The sequence below is a fragment of the Rhodococcus sp. 14-2496-1d genome, from assembly GCF_002259365.1.
In the GTDB taxonomy this organism is placed as follows: domain Bacteria; phylum Actinomycetota; class Actinomycetes; order Mycobacteriales; family Mycobacteriaceae; genus Rhodococcoides.
Window position 1 is genome coordinate 754832 of sequence record NZ_NPFV01000029.1, and the last position, 19676, is coordinate 774507.

At 65.3% G+C, this 19676-nt stretch carries 20 protein-coding genes and 1 tRNA gene; 6 read left to right on the plus strand and 15 right to left on the minus strand.

Features of this window, described 5'->3' with window-relative positions; all coding sequences use genetic code 11:
* The first annotated feature begins 19 nt into the window (after window positions 1-19).
* Entirely contained in the window at window positions 20-619 is a 600-nt protein-coding gene (locus tag CH296_RS24900; RefSeq protein ID WP_032397719.1) for a TetR/AcrR family transcriptional regulator, read from the plus strand.
* 9 nt (window positions 620-628) lie between these two features.
* Here the strand turns inward: CH296_RS24900 and CH296_RS24905 are convergent, their stop codons facing one another.
* The gene (locus CH296_RS24905) at window positions 629-1411 is read right to left on the minus strand and encodes a fructosamine kinase family protein (RefSeq protein ID WP_032397718.1); all 783 of its coding nucleotides are present in this window, start codon (window positions 1409-1411) and stop codon (window positions 629-631) included.
* A gap of 61 nt (window positions 1412-1472) precedes the next feature.
* On the opposite strand from CH296_RS24905, the gene nadE reads away from it, so the two are divergent.
* A complete protein-coding gene (gene nadE, locus CH296_RS24910; protein ID WP_094685893.1) occupies window positions 1473-2318 on the plus strand; it encodes an ammonia-dependent NAD(+) synthetase in 846 nt (281 codons plus the stop codon).
* 47 nt (window positions 2319-2365) lie between these two features.
* Here nadE and CH296_RS24915 read toward each other — a convergent pair whose 3' ends face one another.
* A complete protein-coding gene (locus CH296_RS24915; protein WP_094648124.1) occupies window positions 2366-2620 on the minus strand; it encodes a MoaD/ThiS family protein in 255 nt (84 codons plus the stop codon).
* Window positions 2613-3671: a GTP 3',8-cyclase MoaA gene (moaA, locus tag CH296_RS24920; protein WP_094685977.1), complete on the minus strand. Its 1059-nt coding sequence runs from the start codon at window positions 3669-3671 to the stop codon at window positions 2613-2615. The genes CH296_RS24915 and moaA overlap by 8 nt, the downstream gene beginning before the upstream one ends.
* A gap of 177 nt (window positions 3672-3848) precedes the next feature.
* On the opposite strand from moaA, the gene glp reads away from it, so the two are divergent.
* The 3 genes from glp to CH296_RS24935 are packed head-to-tail and all read left to right on the plus strand — an operon-like array spanning window position 3849 to window position 6443.
* A complete protein-coding gene (gene glp, locus CH296_RS24925; RefSeq protein ID WP_094685894.1) occupies window positions 3849-5039 on the plus strand; it encodes a gephyrin-like molybdotransferase Glp in 1191 nt (396 codons plus the stop codon).
* Window positions 5036-6037, plus strand: coding sequence for a bifunctional molybdenum cofactor biosynthesis protein MoaC/MoaB (gene moaCB, locus CH296_RS24930; RefSeq protein ID WP_094682955.1), 1002 nt, complete (start codon window positions 5036-5038; stop codon window positions 6035-6037). The genes glp and moaCB overlap by 4 nt, the downstream gene beginning before the upstream one ends.
* A complete protein-coding gene (locus tag CH296_RS24935) occupies window positions 6030-6443 on the plus strand; it encodes a molybdenum cofactor biosynthesis protein MoaE (RefSeq protein ID WP_032397713.1) in 414 nt (137 codons plus the stop codon). Before moaCB ends, CH296_RS24935 begins: the two co-directional genes overlap by 8 nt.
* Window positions 6444-6447: 4 nt before the next feature.
* Here CH296_RS24935 and CH296_RS24940 read toward each other — a convergent pair whose 3' ends face one another.
* Both CH296_RS24940 and CH296_RS24945 read right to left on the minus strand, forming a co-directional pair.
* A complete protein-coding gene (locus CH296_RS24940; protein WP_032397712.1) occupies window positions 6448-7488 on the minus strand; it encodes a GTP-binding protein in 1041 nt (346 codons plus the stop codon).
* Window positions 7489-7499: 11 nt separating this feature from the next.
* Complete coding sequence (locus tag CH296_RS24945; protein WP_094685978.1) at window positions 7500-8582, minus strand: N-acetylmuramoyl-L-alanine amidase; 1083 nt, start codon at window positions 8580-8582, stop codon at window positions 7500-7502.
* A gap of 537 nt (window positions 8583-9119) precedes the next feature.
* On the opposite strand from CH296_RS24945, the gene CH296_RS24955 reads away from it, so the two are divergent.
* On the plus strand, window positions 9120-9464 hold the full coding sequence (locus CH296_RS24955; protein ID WP_032398327.1) for an Lsr2 family protein: 345 nt from the start codon (window positions 9120-9122) through the stop codon (window positions 9462-9464).
* A gap of 136 nt (window positions 9465-9600) precedes the next feature.
* Here CH296_RS24955 and CH296_RS24960 read toward each other — a convergent pair.
* The 10 genes from CH296_RS24960 to CH296_RS25005 form a co-directional block, all read right to left on the minus strand.
* A tRNA-Ala gene (locus CH296_RS24960) sits at window positions 9601-9673 on the minus strand.
* A gap of 127 nt (window positions 9674-9800) precedes the next feature.
* The gene (locus tag CH296_RS24965) at window positions 9801-10547 is read right to left on the minus strand and encodes a DsbA family protein (protein WP_254924069.1); all 747 of its coding nucleotides are present in this window, start codon (window positions 10545-10547) and stop codon (window positions 9801-9803) included.
* Between the two features lie 10 nt (window positions 10548-10557).
* Window positions 10558-11811: an MFS transporter gene (locus tag CH296_RS24970; protein WP_371828391.1), complete on the minus strand. Its 1254-nt coding sequence runs from the start codon at window positions 11809-11811 to the stop codon at window positions 10558-10560.
* A complete protein-coding gene (gene pgm / locus CH296_RS24975) occupies window positions 11808-13448 on the minus strand; it encodes a phosphoglucomutase (alpha-D-glucose-1,6-bisphosphate-dependent) (protein ID WP_094685896.1) in 1641 nt (546 codons plus the stop codon). Before pgm ends, CH296_RS24970 begins: the two co-directional genes overlap by 4 nt.
* Window positions 13449-13519: 71 nt before the next feature.
* On the minus strand, window positions 13520-14320 hold the full coding sequence (locus CH296_RS24980; protein WP_094685979.1) for a DUF1295 domain-containing protein: 801 nt from the start codon (window positions 14318-14320) through the stop codon (window positions 13520-13522).
* A complete protein-coding gene (locus tag CH296_RS24985; RefSeq protein WP_045195697.1) occupies window positions 14308-15633 on the minus strand; it encodes a cyclopropane-fatty-acyl-phospholipid synthase family protein in 1326 nt (441 codons plus the stop codon). The genes CH296_RS24980 and CH296_RS24985 overlap by 13 nt, the downstream gene beginning before the upstream one ends.
* A complete protein-coding gene (locus CH296_RS24990; RefSeq protein ID WP_176459087.1) occupies window positions 15630-16931 on the minus strand; it encodes a cyclopropane-fatty-acyl-phospholipid synthase family protein in 1302 nt (433 codons plus the stop codon). Before CH296_RS24990 ends, CH296_RS24985 begins: the two co-directional genes overlap by 4 nt.
* Entirely contained in the window at window positions 16928-17707 is a 780-nt protein-coding gene (locus CH296_RS24995; protein ID WP_094682887.1) for a DUF1365 domain-containing protein, read from the minus strand. Before CH296_RS24995 ends, CH296_RS24990 begins: the two co-directional genes overlap by 4 nt.
* Window positions 17698-18987 (minus strand): NAD(P)/FAD-dependent oxidoreductase, encoded by a 1290-nt coding sequence (locus CH296_RS25000; protein ID WP_373557308.1) that lies wholly within the window; start codon window positions 18985-18987, stop codon window positions 17698-17700. The genes CH296_RS24995 and CH296_RS25000 overlap by 10 nt, the downstream gene beginning before the upstream one ends.
* A complete protein-coding gene (locus CH296_RS25005; RefSeq protein WP_256980563.1) occupies window positions 18966-19661 on the minus strand; it encodes a S9 family peptidase in 696 nt (231 codons plus the stop codon). The genes CH296_RS25000 and CH296_RS25005 overlap by 22 nt, the downstream gene beginning before the upstream one ends.
* Between the last annotated feature and the right edge of the window lie 15 nt (window positions 19662-19676).

Consider the following 19676-nt stretch of genomic DNA (forward strand, 5'->3'; position numbering starts at 1 on the left):
GGCAAGGTAGGCTTCCACTGTGACCGGCCCGATGCTGCCCATAGCGGGCGAGGAATCCGAACGGTGCGACGCAGCGCGCAACCGTCGCCTGCTCCTCGACGCCGCAACCGATCTGGTGGCGACCGTCGGAGCCGATGCCATCACCATGGACGCCGTGGCGAGCAAGGCCGGAGTGGGCAAGGGCACAGTGTTCCGTCGCTTCGGGAACCGGGCCGGGCTGATGCGCGCGCTGCTCGACCACACCGAGAAGAAACTGCAGCACTCGTTCATGTTCGGCGAACCCCCGCTGGGTCCGGGTGCCGACCCCATCGATCGTCTCGTTGCCTTCGGCCGAGCTCGACTCGAATTCGTCAACGTCCAGGGGGAAGTGCTGCGCGCCGCGGAGAGCGCCGACGACGCGCGGTACTCCGCCCCGGCGCACATGGTCAACTTCACCCACGTCCTGTCGCTGCTCCGCGCAGCCGAGGTGGACGGTGATCTCGAATTGCTCGCGTACTGGCTGCTCACACCGCTCGAAGCCACGCTGGTACTCCACCAGTACCGAGATCTGGGGATGCCGATGGATCGCCTGGCCGACGGCTGGGAAGATCTGGTACGCCGAGCAACTCGCACTCGGTAGATCCTTCGCTCACAGCCCGACGACGGCCGCAGCCGCCGCGTGCAGCGCCGTGCCGTAGGAACGGCCGTGACCGGCAGCATGAACTGCGAGTGGATGCAGCTGATGCACAGCCGTGCGCTCGCGCCACCCGGATCGCAGCGGCCGTACCGTCTCGTAGCCGCCGACGACGGCGTCGAGGTGGGCGCAACCGAACAGCGCCAACATCGCCAGATCGGTCTCGCGGTGCCCACCGTGCGCCGCCGGGTCGATGAGCACCACTCCCGCGTCGGTCCAGAACACGTTGCCGTTCCAGAGATCACCGTGAATACGGCTCGGCGGCTCTGCATCGTCGAAGTCGCCGTCCGCGATACGTCGGCACGCCGACTCGACGATCGCCGCCTCCCCGGGCGTCACAGTGCCCGCGTCCTGCGCGATCGAAAGAAACGGCAACACTCGTTCTGCGGCGTAGAACGCTCCCCATGAGGTGTGCACTGTGCTGGTCATGGGCCGAGCACCGATGAACAGCTGACCCGAGAAGGCGACGCCGTCGGCATCCACCGGTGGCGCACCGAACCCGGCGGCTCCGGCGGAATGCATCGCGGCCAGAGCGCGGCCGAATCGTTCGGCTGCGCCCGGCGTGGGGCGGGCCGCAATCAGCCGCTCGAGTTCGATGTACGTCCGGCCGTGCCCGAGGACCCCGACGACAGGGGCCGCCGCGTCGCCGAGCCACCGAAGCCCGGCGGCCTCGGCCGCGAAGAAATCGGGATGCGCGTGCGGGTTTCGCTTGACGAAGGTGTCGGAGGATCCACTCACGTCCGTCGACACTACGCACGGCGCGAAGCACCACACCGGCACCCGTCATTAGGATGACGTGATGGGACACATCAACTCGGAATTGCGCTCGGGGATCATGCGCGAGCTGGCCGTGCAGTCGACCATCGACCCGATCACGGAGGTCCGCAGGCGCGTGGACTTCCTGAAGGACTACCTGACGTCGACCCCGGCCTCGGGCTTCGTACTCGGCATCAGTGGCGGTCAGGACAGCACGCTCACCGGCAAGCTCGCCCAACAGGCAGCGACGGAGCTCCGAGCCGACGGACACGAGGCCGAGTTCGTCGCCGTTCGACTCCCCTACGGCGTGCAGGCCGACGAGGACGACGCATCGATCGCGCTGAAATTCATCGATCCCGACCGCACGGTGACGGTGAACATCAAAGCCGCTGCCGACGCCGCAGCGGCCGCGACGGCGGAGGCACTCGGTGGTACCGAAATTCGAGATTTCGTCCGCGGCAACATCAAGGCGCGCCAGCGCATGGTCGCGCAGTACGCCCTTGCCGGCGAACTCGGTTACGTCGTCATCGGCACGGACCACGCCGCCGAGGCGATCACCGGGTTCTTCACCAAATTCGGTGACGGCGGGGTCGATCTGACTCCGCTCACCGGGTTGAGCAAACGTCAGGGTGCAGCGCTGCTGCGCGAACTGGGAGCCCCGGAGAGCACCTGGCGCAAGATTCCCACCGCCGATCTCGAAGACGATCGACCCGCGCTACCCGACGAGGAAGCGCTGGGCGTGACGTACGAACAGATCGACGACTACCTCGAGGGCAAGGACGTCACCGAGGAGATCGCCGACAAGCTGGAGACGATGTTCCTCGCAACTCGGCACAAACGCACGGTGCCCGTGACGCCGTTCGACGATTGGTGGAAGAGGAGCAGCTGAATCTTGCGCCGCCACCTGCCGGTGGCGGCGCGGCGAACCGCGTGCGCTCAGCCGCCTGCGAAGGGTGGCAGTACGTCGACCCTGCCGCCGATCACGCGCCCGAGATCGCGGGTGAGATCGTCTCCGACCAGGTAGGCCGACACCCTGAGTATCGGCTCCATCGGCGCGCCGTGCCGGGACAGGATCAGCTCCCGCAGATCTGCGAGAGTGGCTCCGATCGGTACGGTCAGGTACTCGGACTCGCAGTGCGACGCGTCGACCGCTGCAGCGAAGTACCGCACCTCCACCTGGGTCTCACCCACCGATGGCTCCCATGCTGCGGGTGGGAGGTACGAAGCCGTCGGCGTCGATGCCGTGACCCGCCCACTTGTTCCACATCGCCCCACGCCACACGGCTGCCAGTTCGTCGTCGGTGGCACCGCCGCGCAGAGCTGCCCGCAGATCGGTTTCGTCGTCGCTGAACAGACAGGACCGAATCGTTCCCTCTGCAGTCACTCTGGTGCGGTCGCAATCACCGCAGAACGAGCGGGTCACCGACGCGATGATGCCGACGGTGGCGTCGGCACCGTCGACACTCCATTCCTCGGCCGGGGCGGAGGGATCAACGCGCCCCACCTCACGCAGGTCGAACTCGGTGGACAGTTCGTCGAGCAGGGTCTGAGCATCGATCATGTTCGCGCGGGCCCACTCGTGGTCGGCGTCGAGCGGCATCTGCTCGATGAAGCGCAGAGCAACGCCTTCGTCGAGGCACCAGCGCAGCAGATCGACGGCACCCGACAGGGTGTCGCGCATCAGAACGGCGTTGACCTTGACCGGCCCGATCCCGGCACGCTGCGCTGCCCTGATTCCGGCGAGCACCGACGGCAGCCGATCTCGTCGGGTCAAGCGCGCGAAATCCTCGCGGTCGACCGAATCCAACGAGACGTTCACTCGGGTCAACCCGGCGTCCGCCAACGACTGTGCCCGATGTTCGAGACCGACGGCGTTGGTGGTCATCGACAGCGGCACACCGTCCGCGACGTCGGCGCACAGCCGCAGAATCTCGTCGAGATCGCGACGCATCAACGGCTCGCCTCCGGTGAAGCGCACGTCCCGAATACCGAGCAGGCGTACCGACACCGAGACCACTCGGGCAATCTCGGCGGGTGTCAGCAGCGCCGCAGCCGGGATAGCCGGAAGGCCTTCCTCGGGCATGCAGTAGGTGCAGCGCAACGAGCACTTCTCGGTGATCGAGACGCGCAGGTCGCGGGCCACTCGGCCGAAACGATCGATCAGATGCGGCACGTCCGGCCGGTCGGACACGGAGTTCGCACTGCCTGCCGCCGAACCCGTGGTGGTACCGAACCCGGGAATGCCCAGCGAGGTGACACTGTCCACCGTCACCTCGTACCTCGTCTCCGTCGAAAATCACGTCTGTCGTAGATGTGTCTACCCATTATGCCGCAGCCCACACCGAGTCGACGGACCGGCGTGCTTAGGATTGGCACCCATGACGGTTGAGCACACGCACGCGATCACTGGATCCGCACGGTGACCGCTGTATCGGTCCAGGAACACGCCGCCGCGGTCGACACTCTGCTCGCGGCGCTGACCACGAGAACAGCTCAGCGAATTGCTCTCGACAACGCGCTGGGACGCGTCTCGTTCGAGGACGTACGGTCCCCGGTCGATCTGCCCCTGTTCCGCAACTCGCAGATGGACGGCTACGCCGTGGATTCGCGATCCGTGTCCACCACCCCGGTGACGCTTCCGGTCTCGACGATCATCGCCGCAGGCCCGACGGAATCGGCAGTGCTCGCCTCGGGCAGTGCCGCCAAGATCATGACCGGCGCCCCCATTCCGGACGGAGCGGACGCCATCGTCCCCGTCGAAGACACCTCCGTGACGGCGGAAGGTTCGGTGACGATCCACAAGGGCCGCGCAGCAGGTGAATTCGTACGCGAGCAGGGAAGCGACGTGCGGGTCGGAACAGTCCTCGTCGAGTCGGGTCGAGTGCTCGAACCCCGTCACATCTCCGTTCTCGCTGCCGTCGGCTTCGGTGAGCTCGACGTCCGCTCACGTCCTCGTGTGGCCGTCGTGACCACCGGTGCCGAGCTGGTCGACGCCGGCTCGACGCTGACGCCCGGTCAGATCTACGACTCGAACGGGATCACCCTCGCCGCACACCTACGCGCCAGCGGTGCCGAGGTGGTCTCCGTCGCGCGCAGCTCCGACGAGCCGAGCCGCTTCCGCGAGATCCTCGACGCGGCAGCGGAATCGGCGGAGCTGATCATCACGTCCGGCGGAGTGTCGATGGGCGACTTCGAAGTGGTCAAGGACGTACTCCGACCGCTCGGCGGCAATTTCGGATCGGTTCGCATGCAGCCGGGCGGACCACAGGGCATGACGCTGTTCGACGGTGTTCCCGTGCTCAGCTTTCCCGGCAATCCCGTCAGTACCGTCGTCTCGTACATCATGTTCGCGCGCAACATCGTTCGGCGAGCGGCCGGCCTGCCTCCGGTGCTCTCGACCACTGCGGCCCTGCACGAATCGATCGTGTCACCGCCCGGTAGACGACAGTTGCTCCGTGGCCGAATGCGCGAGGACGGTCGGGTGGAGCTCGTCGCCGGCCCCGGCTCGCACCTGGTCGCCGCACTGGCATGGGCCGACGTGTTGATCGACATCGATTCCGAGACAACCGAACTCGCTGCAGGATCCGACGTGGAGGTGTGGCCGCTGTGACCACCGATGCCCAGCTGTCTCATCTCGACGATCAGGGCCGCGCCCGCATGGTCGATGTGGCGCACAAGAAGGAAACCTCGCGCACGGCCGTCGCCGCCGGTGAGTTCGTCACCACTGCCGAGGTCATCGCCCTCGTACGTGCGGACGACATGCCCAAGGCCGACGTCCTCGCCACCGCCCGCATCGCCGGCATCTCGGCAGCGAAGCGGACATCGGACCTGATTCCGCTGTGTCATCAGCTCGCCCTCTCCTCGGTGAAGATCTCGTTCGGGTTCACCGAGTCGTCCATCACGGTCGAGGCCACCGCCCGCACCACCGGACGCACCGGGGTGGAGATGGAAGCACTGACCGCGGTCGCCGTCGCGGGCCTGACCCTGCACGACATGGTCAAGGCCGTCGATCCCGGTGCCACCATGAACGGCGTCCGGTTGCTCACGAAAGACGGCGGCAAACACGGGCATTGGCAACGGGACGGTGCGGAGGGCGCCGACGAGGCTGCGGGTGATCCCGTGTTCGAGTCCGCACGGTCCGCAGTGGTTCTGGTGGCCTCCACCGGCGGCGCGCGAGGAACTCGACCGGACACCACCGGCCCCGCCATCGCCACCTGGTTGACCGATCGAGGCTTCGCCGTGCGAGGCCCACTGGTCTACGCCGATGCCGACATCGCGGCCGGACTGCACGACGCCCTGCGCGGCGAACCGTCGTTGATCGTCAGCACGGGCGGAACCGGGGTGTCCCCCACCGACGCGACCCCGGAGGCGACGGCGGCACTCCTGGACATCGACATGCCGGGGATCGCCGATGCGATCCGCACCCGCGGAACATCCGCGACGCCTCATGCGGTGCTCAGCCGCGGTGTCTCGGGTCTGATCGGACGCACGCTCGTCGTCAACCTGCCGGGCTCACCGGGCGGTGTGAAGGACGGACTCTCCGTCCTCGACCCGCTCCTCGACCATGTACTGGCACAGATCGCCGGAGGAGGCCCCCACGATGAGTGAACTCGTCGCACGAATTTCCAGTGAACCGTTGAGTACCGCCGAAGTCGAAGCAGCGGTACAGGATTCGCGGCACGGAGCGGTCGTGCTGTTCAGCGGAATCGTTCGTGACCACGACGGCGGACATGCCGTGGAGACCCTGGAGTACCGCGCACACCCCGACGCGGAACGCTTCCTGAGCCGATGCTGCTCGGAGGTATCGGCAGAGACCGGATTGGCGGTCGCCGCAGTGCACCGCGTCGGCGATCTCCGGGTCGGCGACCTCGCACTCGTCGCCGCCGTCGGCTCGGCTCATCGCGCCGAGGCATTCGAAGCCTGCGCGCGACTCGTCGAGCGCATCAAGGCCGAGGTCCCGATCTGGAAGCGTCAGGGATTCGAGGGCGGACGCACCGAGTGGGTCGGGCTCTAGCGAGCTAACCGGTCTCGAGGTAGCGATGGACCGGAAGCATGGCAGAGGCGTCGTCGGGGTCGTCCGGTCCTCGCACACACGCGCGCAACCGCTGCTCGACGGCCGAGGCATCGAGATCGCTACCGATCAGCACCAGTGAGGTCTGCACGGGCTCACCCCTCGACCACGACGCGGCCTCGAATCGAATGTGTCGACCCACCGTGTGCACGACGAACTTCTGGGTGTGGCCGGCGATGCCGAAGTGTACGAATCCCTTGATGCGGTAGAGGTTTCCGGAAGGATTCTCCAGGAACTCGATCAGTCGCCGGGGTTCGACGGGATCCGTACTGACGAACTCGGTGTGCGAGTACTGCGCGTGCAGGTGACGATCGTGGTCGTGATCGTGGTTCTCCCGAAGTAGTTCGTCGAACGACAGCTGCACCGCCATTGCCGAATCCACCGACCGATCCTCGCGCCGATCGAACAGCAGCAGCGGGTCGACGCGACCGAAGGCAACGGGTACGACGGGCACATCTGCGACGACGGCCTGCACGGTCGAGCGCACCGCGGAGCGTTCGGACTCGGTCACCGCATCGGACTTGTTCAGCACCACCAGATCGGCCAGTTGCAGGTGCTGGTCGATCTCGGGATGCCGCGCACGCGTCTGCGGGAACTCGACCGCGTCGACGACCCCGACGAGCCCGCCGTAGACGATGAATTCGTTCTCGCTACCGCGGACCATCCTGATGAGGTTTCTGGGTTCGGCCAGACCGCTGGCCTCGACAACGATCACGTCGATGGCGGACCGGCGGTGTGCGAGGACATCGAACATCGCGTCCATATCGCTGATGTCGACGGCGCAACAGATACAGCCGTTGCCGAGGGAAACCATCGAATCGACCTGGCCGGCCACGAGCATCGAATCGATGTTGATCGCCCCGAAGTCGTTGACCACAACACCTATTCGGATGCCGGAATCGTTGCGCAGCAGGTGGTTCAGGAGGGTGGTCTTACCTGCGCCGAGAAAGCCGGCCACTATCACCACCGGAATTCGTCGACGCGCCACGGCGTCCGAGACTACCGATCGGCGAGAATCTGCTTCAGCAGGCCTTGCGCGAACGTGGACACACTGCTCACGTTGCCCGGGGTCGCCAGTCCTTCCAGGCCGTCGACGCCGAACGAGTCGACGTACGGGGACACACTCTCGAGCAACCGGGACAACGCGCTGCGTCCCTCGGCCGTGGGGCCAACGCCGCCAGGTGCCGTTGCGGCGGTGCCGGTCGTCGCAGTCGGGTCAGGGGTAGCGGGCGTCGTGGTGGCGGTAGCCGCCGGCGTGGTGGCGGCAGTTGCTGACGGGGACGGGGTTTCGGCCCCGAGAAGGTAGTCGATGATTCCCGTCGAGATGGCGATCGCATGCTTCAGCTGACCGTCCGAGCTCTCGAGAAGAGCTGCGTCGTCGGGGTTCGATCCGTTGCCCATCTCGACGAACACGAGGGGCACCGTGGTCAGTGCAGGCCCGGCGACATCGGATCGCTCCTGTATCCCGTTCTCGACTCCCGCATAGTTGGCAGGCTCGAATCCGGCCCGCACATAGGAGTCCCGCATCAGCGTCGATGCCGAGCGTCCGCCCTCGGACTGGGCAGCGTCGGCAGCCGCGTTCGGAATCGGCAGCGTGGGCACGATCAGATGGAAACCGTGCTTGTCGGCATCGGTCGTCGTACTCGTGGAGTCCGCGTGGATACTCACGGCCACGTCGGCCCCGGACTCGCCGGCCGCCCGCGCCCTGTCGTCGACGCATCCGCCCCATCCGGTGTCGTCTGCTCGACTCGTCTTCACCGTCGCACCCAGACTCTCCAGGCTCGATCGAACGAGTTCGCTCACTTTCCAGTTGATGGTGTGCTCTGGCACACCGTCCAGGGTGGTCATGCCGGTGGTCTGACAATCCTTGGTGCCGCCGCGCCCGTCGTTCACCTGCCGCTGCAGATTCTCCGAATGTGCGGTGCCCTGGTGGCCCGGATCGAGGAACACCGTCTTTCCGGACAGTTCCGTACTCGCGGCAGGTGCCGTGTCTGCCGGCGTCGCACTGGCCGGTACGGACGCGAGTACCCCGGCACCGAGAATTCCGGCGCACATCAGCGCCGTCAGTGCCGACCTGGTCATCGGTGCAGATTTCATATGGTCTGGCGCAACGGTGGTACTCGCTGCGCAACTCCCCTTTCGGCCCCTCGGACACCGCTGATCCGAACGGGTCACCGCATCACGGGACTCCACACGTCACAACAGACACTTGCGTATCAAGTGAAGCAGATATCGCGATCGACGAGTATCGAGTGATCTTTCGTTAGTAAAACGATTGCGTTTCGTGACCGATTCGTAGCCCGAGGCCATCGAGCCAGAGTGGTACCGGCAGATCGTCGCTCGATCGCACTCGAACCGACCCAATGGATGGCACTACCAATTCGAACCGGACGGTTCGTCTTTCTCTCGGATAACGACGAACACCGATCGCGGAGAGAATGCCACGGACAATCACCTCGTCGGTTTCGGAGAAGAGGCGAGCCGATATCTGTGGGAATTCTGCGAAACGCGTAACAATCCCACGACCCGCATGGATGAACACAATGTTCAGCCGTATAGTCGCATCAGTTCGATCTGGACATCCCCGCATCATCCCCTGCATCATTGGAGAGCTTCAGCATGGCCAGAAAAGTCTATGTGCAACTTGTCGATGACATCGACGAAAAACCGATCGAATCCGGTGGCGAACACATAACCTATTCGGTCAACGGAGTCAGCTACGAAATCGACCTGAGCGACAAGAACGCGAAGGAATTTCACCGCAAACTCGACTATTACATCGAGCACTCCACCAAGGTCGGTGGAAAGCGAACGAAGAAGTCGAGCGCCCCCGCAACCGGTGCCAAGCGCGACGCCAATCAGACCAAGGCCATCAGAGAATGGGCCAAGGCGAACGGCCACAACATCTCGGCCCGCGGCAGAATCCCCGCCGAGGTCGAGCAAGCATTCGACGCCGCGCACTGAGCTGACGACAGCCGAGTCGGCATCCCGGCACGACGCCCGGATGCCGACTCGGCGATCGGTGTCACCGAAACACAAAAAAGCGCCGCCCGAGGGCGACGCTTTTTCGTTGACTTACGCGGTCGAGCTTGTCTCTCGGTGGAGCTAAGGGGACTCGAACCCCTGACCCCCACACTGCCAGTGTGGTGCGCTACCAGCTGCGCCATAGCCCCGAGTTACTGCGTGCTCCCGCTCATGCGGTTGCTCGAACGAAGTTACACCATCGGTCGCAGCAGCAACAAATCACCTGGTGCAGCCGGTACCGAATCCTCGACGACCGGCCGCACGAACGCCCCGAGATCAGTTGATCGACGCCAGCCATTCCGAGTCACCGAGCGCATCGACAACCTGACCGTCGACGAGGACTCCTGGTGTTCCGCGGGCACCCGACGCCGCCAGCGCATCCCGTCCTGTGTTCGCATCCGCCACTGCCGTCTCGCGCTGCGCACCGGCGGAGATGCAGTCCGTCGCCAGATCGCTCGCTCCTGCGGATCGAGCGAGTTCTGCGAGTTCGGCATCGGTCCGGTCGGAGTCGCTGCCTTCTTCGGGGCGAAATTCCGGGTCGAACAGCCCGGCATGAAATGCGGAGTAGACCCGCGCGTTCTCCGTCGCTGCCACGCAGTGCGACGCCGCAACGGCACGCGTCGAATAGTCACCGGACGCCGATTGTGGATCCAGGAAATTGACCAGGTGGTAATTCACCGAGACGACGCCGTCGTCGATTTTCTGAGCCAACTCCTGGCCGTGTTTCACTTCGAGGTCGCCGCAGAACGGGCACATCGGATCCTCGAAGACATCGATGACTCGCTGCGCTTCCGGACGCGACAGCTGAACCACCCCGTCACCCGGCAACGACAATTCGACCGCCGGATTCTTGACCGTTCCGTAGCCGTCGTTGCGTGGAGCGTCGCTTCCGCTCTGCCACATGATCGCCACCCCGATGACGACCACCACTACGACGAATGCGATGCCGCCCAATACGTAGGTCATCGTGTTCGAGGTTGCCTCGGGTGTGTGTTTCGTACTGGATGTCTTCTTCTGGCTCACACAGCGAATACTACGGTTGCGTCGGTCGGGTGCGCTCGCGCCCGAGCGTGTCCGGAACTCGCGACCACCACAGTCCTGCCAGGAGAAGCAGCGCGCCCGTCACGGCGAATGCCGGACCGAACGAGACCTGTTCGACGATCATCCCGGCGACGATCGGGCCGATGACCGCGCCGACATCGGATGCCATCTGAAATGCAGCCAGCACGGGCCCACCGCGCGCCTTCGAGCCGATCACGTCCGCAACCGAGGCCTGCTGGGCGGGGCTCATCAGACCCGATCCGATTCCGGCGATCAGCGACACCACGAGAAACAGCACGGGATCGTGGACGTACCCCATCACGACGGTTCCCAGCCCGCACACCGCCAGCCCACCCACCATGAACGGCTTGCGTCCGCGCACGTCGGACAGGCGGCCTGCACTGGTGAGCACCAGGGCATTTCCCACTGCGAACACGGTCAGCGCGATACCGACGAACACCTCGGATCGCTGCATCGCCTCGACGACGAACAACGGCACCAAGGCCACTCGAACACCGAACACTGCCCACCCGTTGGCGAAATTCGACGCCAACGCAGCCCGATACGACGGGATCCGCAGCGCGGCGAGCAACGACATCGTGGGTGGTGCCGAGCCCTTCTCCGGCTTGACGAGGTCGGAGTTGCCCAGGGTGAAGTACACGACGGCCGCCGCGATCACGAGCGCTACGGCATAGATCACGAACGGCACCCGCAGCCCGAATCCGACGAGAGCGCCGCCGACGAGCGGACCGCCGATGGTTCCCAGCAGGAACGCGGTCGCATAGAGGCCGGAGATGCGGCCCCGACTGGTCGCAGGGCTGATCCTGATCAGCAATCCCAGTGCCGACACCGAGAACATCGTCGAGCCGATGCCGCCGAGTCCTCGAAACACCAACAGCTGCCAGTACGTCTGAGCCAGCGCGCAGGCGCCGGTGGACACCGCAACGATGAGCAGTCCGATCAGGTACACGGGCCGCTCGCCGAGCCGCTGCACCAGAGCACCACTGGCGGGCGCGAACAGCAGCCGCATGAGAGCGAACGCACTGATGACCGCCGACGCCGCCGTGTATCCGACGCCGAATTCCCGGGCGAACTGCGGCAGAGCGGGCGCGACGATACCGAATCCGAGCGCGATGACGAACGCCGCCGATACCAGTACCCAGATCTCCGGTGGGAGCTTGCCTCCGGGTCTGAATGCGGGCTCGGGAGCCGAACTGTCGTGGTCGGATGGAGGTGAGTCGGTCACGAGCTCTCGAGTGCGGAGGACACCAGCTCACGTGCGGCGGCTTGAACCCGGGCCAGATGGTCCTCGCCCTGGAACGACTCCGCGTAGATCTTGTACACGTCCTCGGTTCCGGACGGGCGCGCAGCGAACCAGGCGCTCTCCGTCGTCACTTTCAGGCCACCGAGGGCCGCTCCGTTGCCGGGAGCCTCGGTCAGCGTTGCCGTGATCGGTTCGCCCGCCAGCTCGGTGGCGGTGATCTGATCGGGCGACAGCTCGGCGAGAACGGCCTTCTGCACGCGGGTGGCAGGTGCATCGACGCGGGCATACGTCGGATCGCCGAACTTCGCGGTGAACTCGGCGTAGCGCTGCGACGGCGTGGATCCGGTGACAGCGGTGATCTCGGATGCCAGCAAAGCCAGCACGATTCCGTCCTTGTCGGTGGTCCAGACGCGGCCGTTGTGTCGGAGGAACGACGCTCCGGCGCTCTCCTCACCGCCGAATCCGAGCTCGCCTGCGAGCAGACCGGGGACGAACCATTTGAAACCGACCGGCACCTCGAGCAGACGACGGCCGAGACCCGAGACGACCCGGTCGATCATCGACGAGCTCACCAACGTCTTGCCCACTGCCGCCGTGGGCGACCAATCGGGTCGGTGGGTGAACAGGTAGTCGATGGCGACGGCGAGAAAGTGATTGGGGTTGAGCAGGCCACCGTCGGGAGTGACGATGCCGTGTCGATCGGAGTCGGCATCGTTGCCCGTCGAGATGTCGAACCGATCGCGGGCAGCGATGAGCGAGGCCATCGCGTTCGGCGACGAGCAGTCCATCCTGATCTTGCCGTCGGTATCGAGAGTCATGAAGCGGAATGTGCCGTCCACCAACGGGTTCACCACGGTCAGGTCGAGATTGTGCCGCTCGGCGATGGCATCCCAGTAATCGACACTCGCTCCACCCAACGGATCTGCTCCGATACGCACTCCGGCCGCGCGGATCGCGTCGAGATCGAGCACGTTCGGTAGGTCGTCCACGTAGGTGCCGAGGAAGTCGTAGCGAGAGACGCTCCCCGCGAACGCCTGGGCAAGGGTCACCCGCTTGATGCCCGAAATGCCATCGCGCAGAAGCTCGTTGGCGCGAGCGGCAATGACCGATGTGGCATCGCTGTCGGCCGGACCACCGTGCGGAGGGTTGTACTTGAATCCGCCGTCCCGCGGCGGATTGTGCGAGGGAGTCACCACGATGCCGTCGGCCTTCGCCGACGGTCCGGACTCGTTGTGGCGAAGAATTGCGTGGCTGACGGCGGGGGTGGGCGTGTACCGATCGCCCGAATCGACCAGTACGTCGACACCGTTGGCAGCCAACACTTCCAACGCCGTCGTCCAGGCGGGTTCGGACAGAGCGTGAGTGTCCCGACCGATGAACAGCGGGCCGGTGATGCCCTGTGCGGACCGGTACTCCACGATCGCCTGCGTCGTCGCCACGATGTGCGCCTCGTTGAACGCCGAGTCCAGACTGGACCCTCGATGTCCGGAGGTGCCGAACACCACCTGCTGACTCGGTTCCGACACATCGGGAACCCGCGAGTAGTACGCGGTCACGAGCTGCGAAAGATCCACCAGATCCTCCGGCAGTGCAGTGGTTCCAGCTCTCTCGTGCGCCACGATGCGCCTCCTCGTTGATCGACGAAACCGAACTTCTCGACCAACCCTAGCGCCGCCCCCGCACCCGTGAGCTACTTGCTGTGCTGCTTCGGTGGCCGCGGGAGGAAATAGCTCGTTCGCTGCTGGTATTCGCGATACCCCGGTCGCTTCTCCATGCTGCGCTCGAGCAACCGTGCACCGGTGGCGAACACCAGGAAGTACGTCATCGCGATGGGCGAGAGAAGCGTGAACACCCCGGGCCACGCCGACGCCGAGACGAGGAACAGTCCCCACCAGACCGCCGAGTCGCCGAAGTAGTTGGGGTGCCGCGTCCAGGCCCACAGACACCGGTCCATGATCCGGCCCTTGTTCGAGGAGTCGGCCTTGAAGGCTTTCAACTGCGCATCGCCCACTGCCTCGAACGTCCATCCGAGAATCCAGACCAGTACTCCGAGCACGACGACCGGCAGAACGGATCCGTGTGCGACAGCGGATACCTGCAGCGGCAGGGACACGAACCACAATGCAACCGCCTGCGTCAGGTAGATCTTCCGCAGGGCGTACAGGGTTTCGTTACCGGGGGCCTTGGCGAGCATCTCGGTGTAGCGCGGATCTTCGCCGTGCCCGCGCGAGCGTCGAAAGACGTGCACGGCAAGGCGAAGCCCCCACACACCGACCAGGACGAGCAGTAGTAAGCGACGCCACAGTTCACCTGTTCCGGTCGCGGCCGAGATCAGGGCGATCAGAACGAATCCGCCGCCCCACGTCACGTCCACGACGTTGTGGCGTCCGATACGCGCGCCGATGAGGGCGGTGACGATCATCAGGACAGCGGTACCGCCGAGGCTCGCCAGCGATACGGTCAGGAAGTCGGACCAGTTCACCGCGGGCACACCCACACCGGTCGAACCGGTTCCATCTCGGACGGTCCGCTCCCGGACCGGACCGCCAGAATCTGATCGACGCCCATCCTGTTGTCCCGGAACGCCATTCCACCGCCGATCAGGTACAGCCGCCACACGCGAGCGACCTCCTCCCCGACCATCGCCACCACGTCGTCGAAGCGTGCCTCGAAGCGCTCGGTCCAGACGTCGACGGTCCGCACGTAATGCTCCCGGAGGGCGTGGACGTCGCGAACCTCGAGTCCGGCCTCCTCGATCATCGCGACGGTCCGCCCGACCGGGCGCATGTACATGTCCGGCGCGATGAACGATTCGATGAATGCTCCGCCGCCGGGGTTGTCGCCTTCCCTCCGCGACATCTGTTGGATCAGCACGCGGCCGCCGGGCTTGACGTTGGTATGCAGGGCGGCGGTGTAGGTCGGGTAATTGGCCTCCCCCACATGCTCGCCCATCTCGATCGACGCCACCGCGTCGAAGGGCCCGTCCGGAATCTCTCGATAATCCTGGATTCGGATCTCGACGCGGTCCTGCAGTCCTCGGTCGGCGATGCGCTTGTCGATGAAGGCCTTCTGCTCCCGGGAGATCGTCACTCCGACGACCTTTGCCCCGTACTCCTGTGCCGCGTGCAGGCTCAGGGATCCCCAGCCGCAACCGACGTCGAGAAAGCGTTGCCCTACGCGCTTGTCGAGGCCGATCTTTCGACATACGAGGTCGAGTTTGTCGCGCTGAGCGTCGTCGAGGGTGTAATCCGGCGAATCCGAGGTCCAGTACGCCGACGAGTACGCCATGTGCGAATCGAGGACCAACTCGTAGAAGTCGTTCGACAGGTCGTAGTGGTGACTGATCGCAGCGCGGTCGCGGAGCACCGAGTGCAGCCGCCCCTTCACCGAGGCCTGCGACACGGGCGGCGGCAGCGGACGGCCGAACACCCCGAGATCCTTGGCCAGTTTCGCCAACCGTAGTAGCGAGGCCGGCCCCGGACGGATCGCCGAGAGTCGACGCTCACGCACCACACCCCAGACGTGATCGAGAGCCGCGGCGAGGTCGCCGTCGACGTCCAACTCACCGGTGACGTATGCCTGCGCAGCACCGAGTTCACCGGGGCTCCACAGCAATCGCCGAAGAGCGCTCGGACTGCGCAACAGCACCCTCGGTGCCGAGGCATCGCCTGCAACGGATCCGTCCCACGCCTGCAGCCGAACGGGAAGCGGACCACCCACCAGGGGTTCCACCAACTCGGCAATTCGATGCGCGACGCCGACTCGTCGATCGGTCCGGTCCACGGAGAGTGTCGAGGTGGTCATCGGTTGTCCCTTCGGTCGAGCACGATCTGTTGAACATCGAGGTACCCGGATCTAAATCCGGCCTCCGAGTAGCACAGGTAGAAGTGCCACATCCGTGCGAACACCTCGTCGAAACCGAGCTGCTCTGCCTCGCTGCGGTATTCGCGGAAGCGCCTGTCCCACAGCGCCAGGGTTCGCGCATAGTGATCACCCATGGACAGTCGCTCCCGTACCCGAAGCGAGGTGCTCTGCTCGGTGACCTCTTCGATGGCTCGCACCGACGGCAGGAACCCGCCGGGAAAGATGTACTTGTGTACCCAGGTGTACGTGTTTCGAGTAGCCAGCATTCGGTCGTGCGGCATCGTGATGGCCTGCAGGGCAACTCGCCCACCCGGCGCGAGCAACGAGTCGATCGTCTCGAAATACGTTGCCCAGTACTGATGCCCGACGGCCTCGATCATCTCGACCGACACGATCGCGTCGTACTCGCCGTCGACCAAGCGGTAGTCGAGAAGATCGATCCGGATTCTGTCCGCGTAACCGGCAGCGGCACAGCGCTTACGCGCCAGCTCCTGCTGTTCGGTCGACAGTGTCACCGACCGTACCGTCGCACCACGAGCGGCCGCACGAATGGCCAGCTCGCCCCATCCGGTGCCGATCTCGAGCACTCTGGTTCCCTCTCCGACGCCCGCGCGGTCGAGTAGCCGATCGATCTTGCGGCGCTGAGCGTCGGCCAGCTCCGCACTGTCGTCTCCGCTCCCCGATTCGGCGAACAACGCACTCGAGTAGGTCATCGTCTCGTCGAGGAAGAGCTCGAAGAGATCGTTCGACAAGTCGTAGTGGCGCGAGATGTTCGATCGCGTGTTCTTGGTCGTATTACGCTCGCTCCGTGGGGGTTTCGGGATGTACAGCCCTCGGAGTCGCTGCAGCGACTTGGGAATCAGCGACGCCATTCGCCGGGCGAAGACCTCGAGCACAGCAGTGAGGTCCTCGGCATCCCAGTCACCGGCCATGTATGCCTCACCGAATCCGATGAGCCCGCTGTCCCCGACCCGTGCGGCGAAGTCGTGTGGCCGATGGACGGTCATCAACGGTGCCTCGGCCGAACCGGCACCGATCACCTCGCCGTCGGGCATCGCGACCCGAACCTGCAGGCGTGCCACCGCACGGCGAAAGAGAAAGTCGGCCACGGGTGCGGCCACCGCAACCTTTGCACCACCGGGAACATGGGCGATCTGGGGCCAGACCTGCGGATCGACCAGCGGGCTCGGACCACCGACCGGGTTCGACACCGAATTGGATTTCGACACAGTAGTCATCTGTTGGCCCCTTGCTTCTGGGATTTTCGTGCCCCGGGAGGGGCAGGTTTCTGCACGATCTTCAGCCCCCGCGCCCAGAGCCGAATCCCTTGCCATCGGATCTGTACCACCACTCGTAGCGGCGCAATCGGGATCTCGACTGCAGTGCGAAGAATCGACTGCGTCGTCACTTCTCGTCGACGGCCGTCGACGGTCGCCACGAACGGGGGCTGACCGGCACGTTCGAGGACGATCGAGAGCCGAAGCGCGGCGTCCGGCTCGGGTAGCAGCATGGAGTATTCGCCGTCGACGTCGTTGAACGGAGAGACGTAGAACTCCTTGGTCGTACGGGCCGCGCCGCGATGATCGGTGTGCACCAGGTACCGGTATCGCTCACCGTAGGTGTTGTGCACCTCCGCGACGACGCAGCGGAGCTCTCCGTCGTTGTCGTGACACCAGTACACACTCAGTGGGTTGAAGGTGTGACCGAACACCCGTGCGCTCGCCAACATCGTGATCCGTCCGCCGCCGAGATCGATACCGTTCTCCGCCAGGAACGCATCGACGTTCTGGCGAAGACTGGCGTCGGGGTCTCCGAGGTGGTCACGGGAGTCGAACGAGGCCAGTGGTCGCAGTATCCGGGGCAACTCGGGAAGCGCGTCGAGGTCGACGAACCAGCTGTAGCTCCGGTACGAGAACGTGTTTCGAATCGGCGCGCGCCGAACGTGGTCGATTCGAGTGCGATACAGAGCCGCCCCGTGCGCGCGGGTGGCCGGCAGAAGAGACGTCAGAGCCACGTGGCACCCACCCGTTGCGCGGCCCGCGCACCCGAGAGCGCACCGTCCTCGTGAAATCCCCAGCCGTGGTAGGCACCGGCAAATGCCACGGTGTCGGTGTCCAATTCGGGAAGTCGACGCTGCGCTGCAACCGATTCCGGGGTGTACTGCGGGTGTTCGTAGGTCATCTCGTCCAGCACCCGACCCGGGTCGATACGATCCGCTCCACCGAGGGTGACCAGCATTCTGCGATCGGTCTCCCCCAGGCGTTGCAACCTGGTCAGGTCGTAGCTGACCAGCACCCGGTCGGGTTTGGCCGCGCACGACGGGAGGTGATAGTTCCACGACGCTCGCGCCCTCGTGTTCTTCGGCAGTACCGACGAATCTGTGTGCAGTTGCGTGTGATTGGTCGAGTACGGCATCGCTCCCAGGATGCTGTGCTCGAGCGCAGTCGGTTCTGCGAGCATCTTCAGCGCGGCACCGGGGTGTACCGCGATCACGGCAGCGTCGAACGTACGCAGGTCGTCGCGGGCGTCTCGGATCTGCACGCAGTCCTCGGACCTGTAGACCGCGTGCACGGGGGTATCGAGCAACACCTCGTCGATGTGCCGAGCAACCCGGCGAACGTATTCGATGGATCCACCGGTGACGGTGCGCCAGGTGGGAGAGCCGGTGACGGTGAGCATCCCGTGGTGCCGAAGAAAGGTGAACAGGTAGCGAGCCGGGTACGCGAGAGCAGTGTCCGGATTGCACGACCACACCGCGGACACCAGCGGCGTCATGAAGTGGGATTCGAAGTACGCCGAGAACGAGTGCTCTGCGAGAAACTGCGCGAGAGTCGTCTCGGACTCCACCGGTTCGGAACTGTCCAGCAGTTCGTTGGCCAGGCGATGAAAACGCTTGACGTCGAGCAGCATCGAGACGAATCGCGGCTTGAACACCGCTGTGCGTTGCGCGAGGATTCCGCGCATGCCCTGGCCGCCCGAGTATTCGAGGCCGCACCCGTCGCACCGCACGGACATGCTCATGTCCGAATCCTGAGTAGGCACCTCGAGCTCGTCGAACAGTCGAAGCAGCGTCGGATATGTCCGGTCGTTGTGCACGATGAACCCGGTGTCGACGCCGACGCGGCCATCGGGTCCGTCCACGTAGTGGGTGTCCGCATGGCCGCCGAGGCGGGAGTCCGCCTCGTACAACGTCACCGACGACGTCGACGAGAGCGCGTACGCCGCCGTCAGACCGGCAACACCGCTCCCCACCACCGCGACCCGGCGCCGCGTCACGATTGCCTGCCCATGCAGTCGGCCGGCGCATCGGCAGCGATACCGAGAACGAAGTCCCGCGTTGCCCTGGACCAGACCCGCGGATTGCGCAGCATGAAATGCCCACCCGGCACCGAGAGGTAGCGAGCGTCCACCCCGCGCGCCGCCGCACGTTCGGTCGCCCGGCGGGACGTTAGAGGATCGGTCCACCTGTCGGCAGTTCCGTGCATCACGAGCAGCTTCCTACCCGGTTCGAACGCATCGACCTCCGTGCCCTCCGGCCACCACGGAGCCAGGGCCACGACACCCACGATCTTCTGGGTCGTTCCTGCCGGCTCCACTCCTGGGATGGAAGGATCGTCGACCAGTGCAGCGGCGGTGCGGCCACCCATCGAATGGCCGACGACCACCACGTGAACGTCCGGGTACTCGTCGTGAATTCGGTTCAGGGCCCATCGGGCGTCCTCGACCGGAGACCGTTCGGGCGCGTTCCAGCCCCGGAACCGGTACTGCAGCTGCTGCACCGATACGCCGCGTGTACGGCCGACGCGCCGAAGCATCCAGGTGAACGTCCACATGCGCAGACCGGCCAGGTGCCACGGCCGACTGCGGGCCCGGCTCACGTCTTTCCCGCCGCCGAGGACCAGCACGACCAGTGACGGCGCGCGCACCGGTCTGCCGGTATGCAGAACTGGAGTGGGCTCGTTGCTCATGACCACTATTCGACA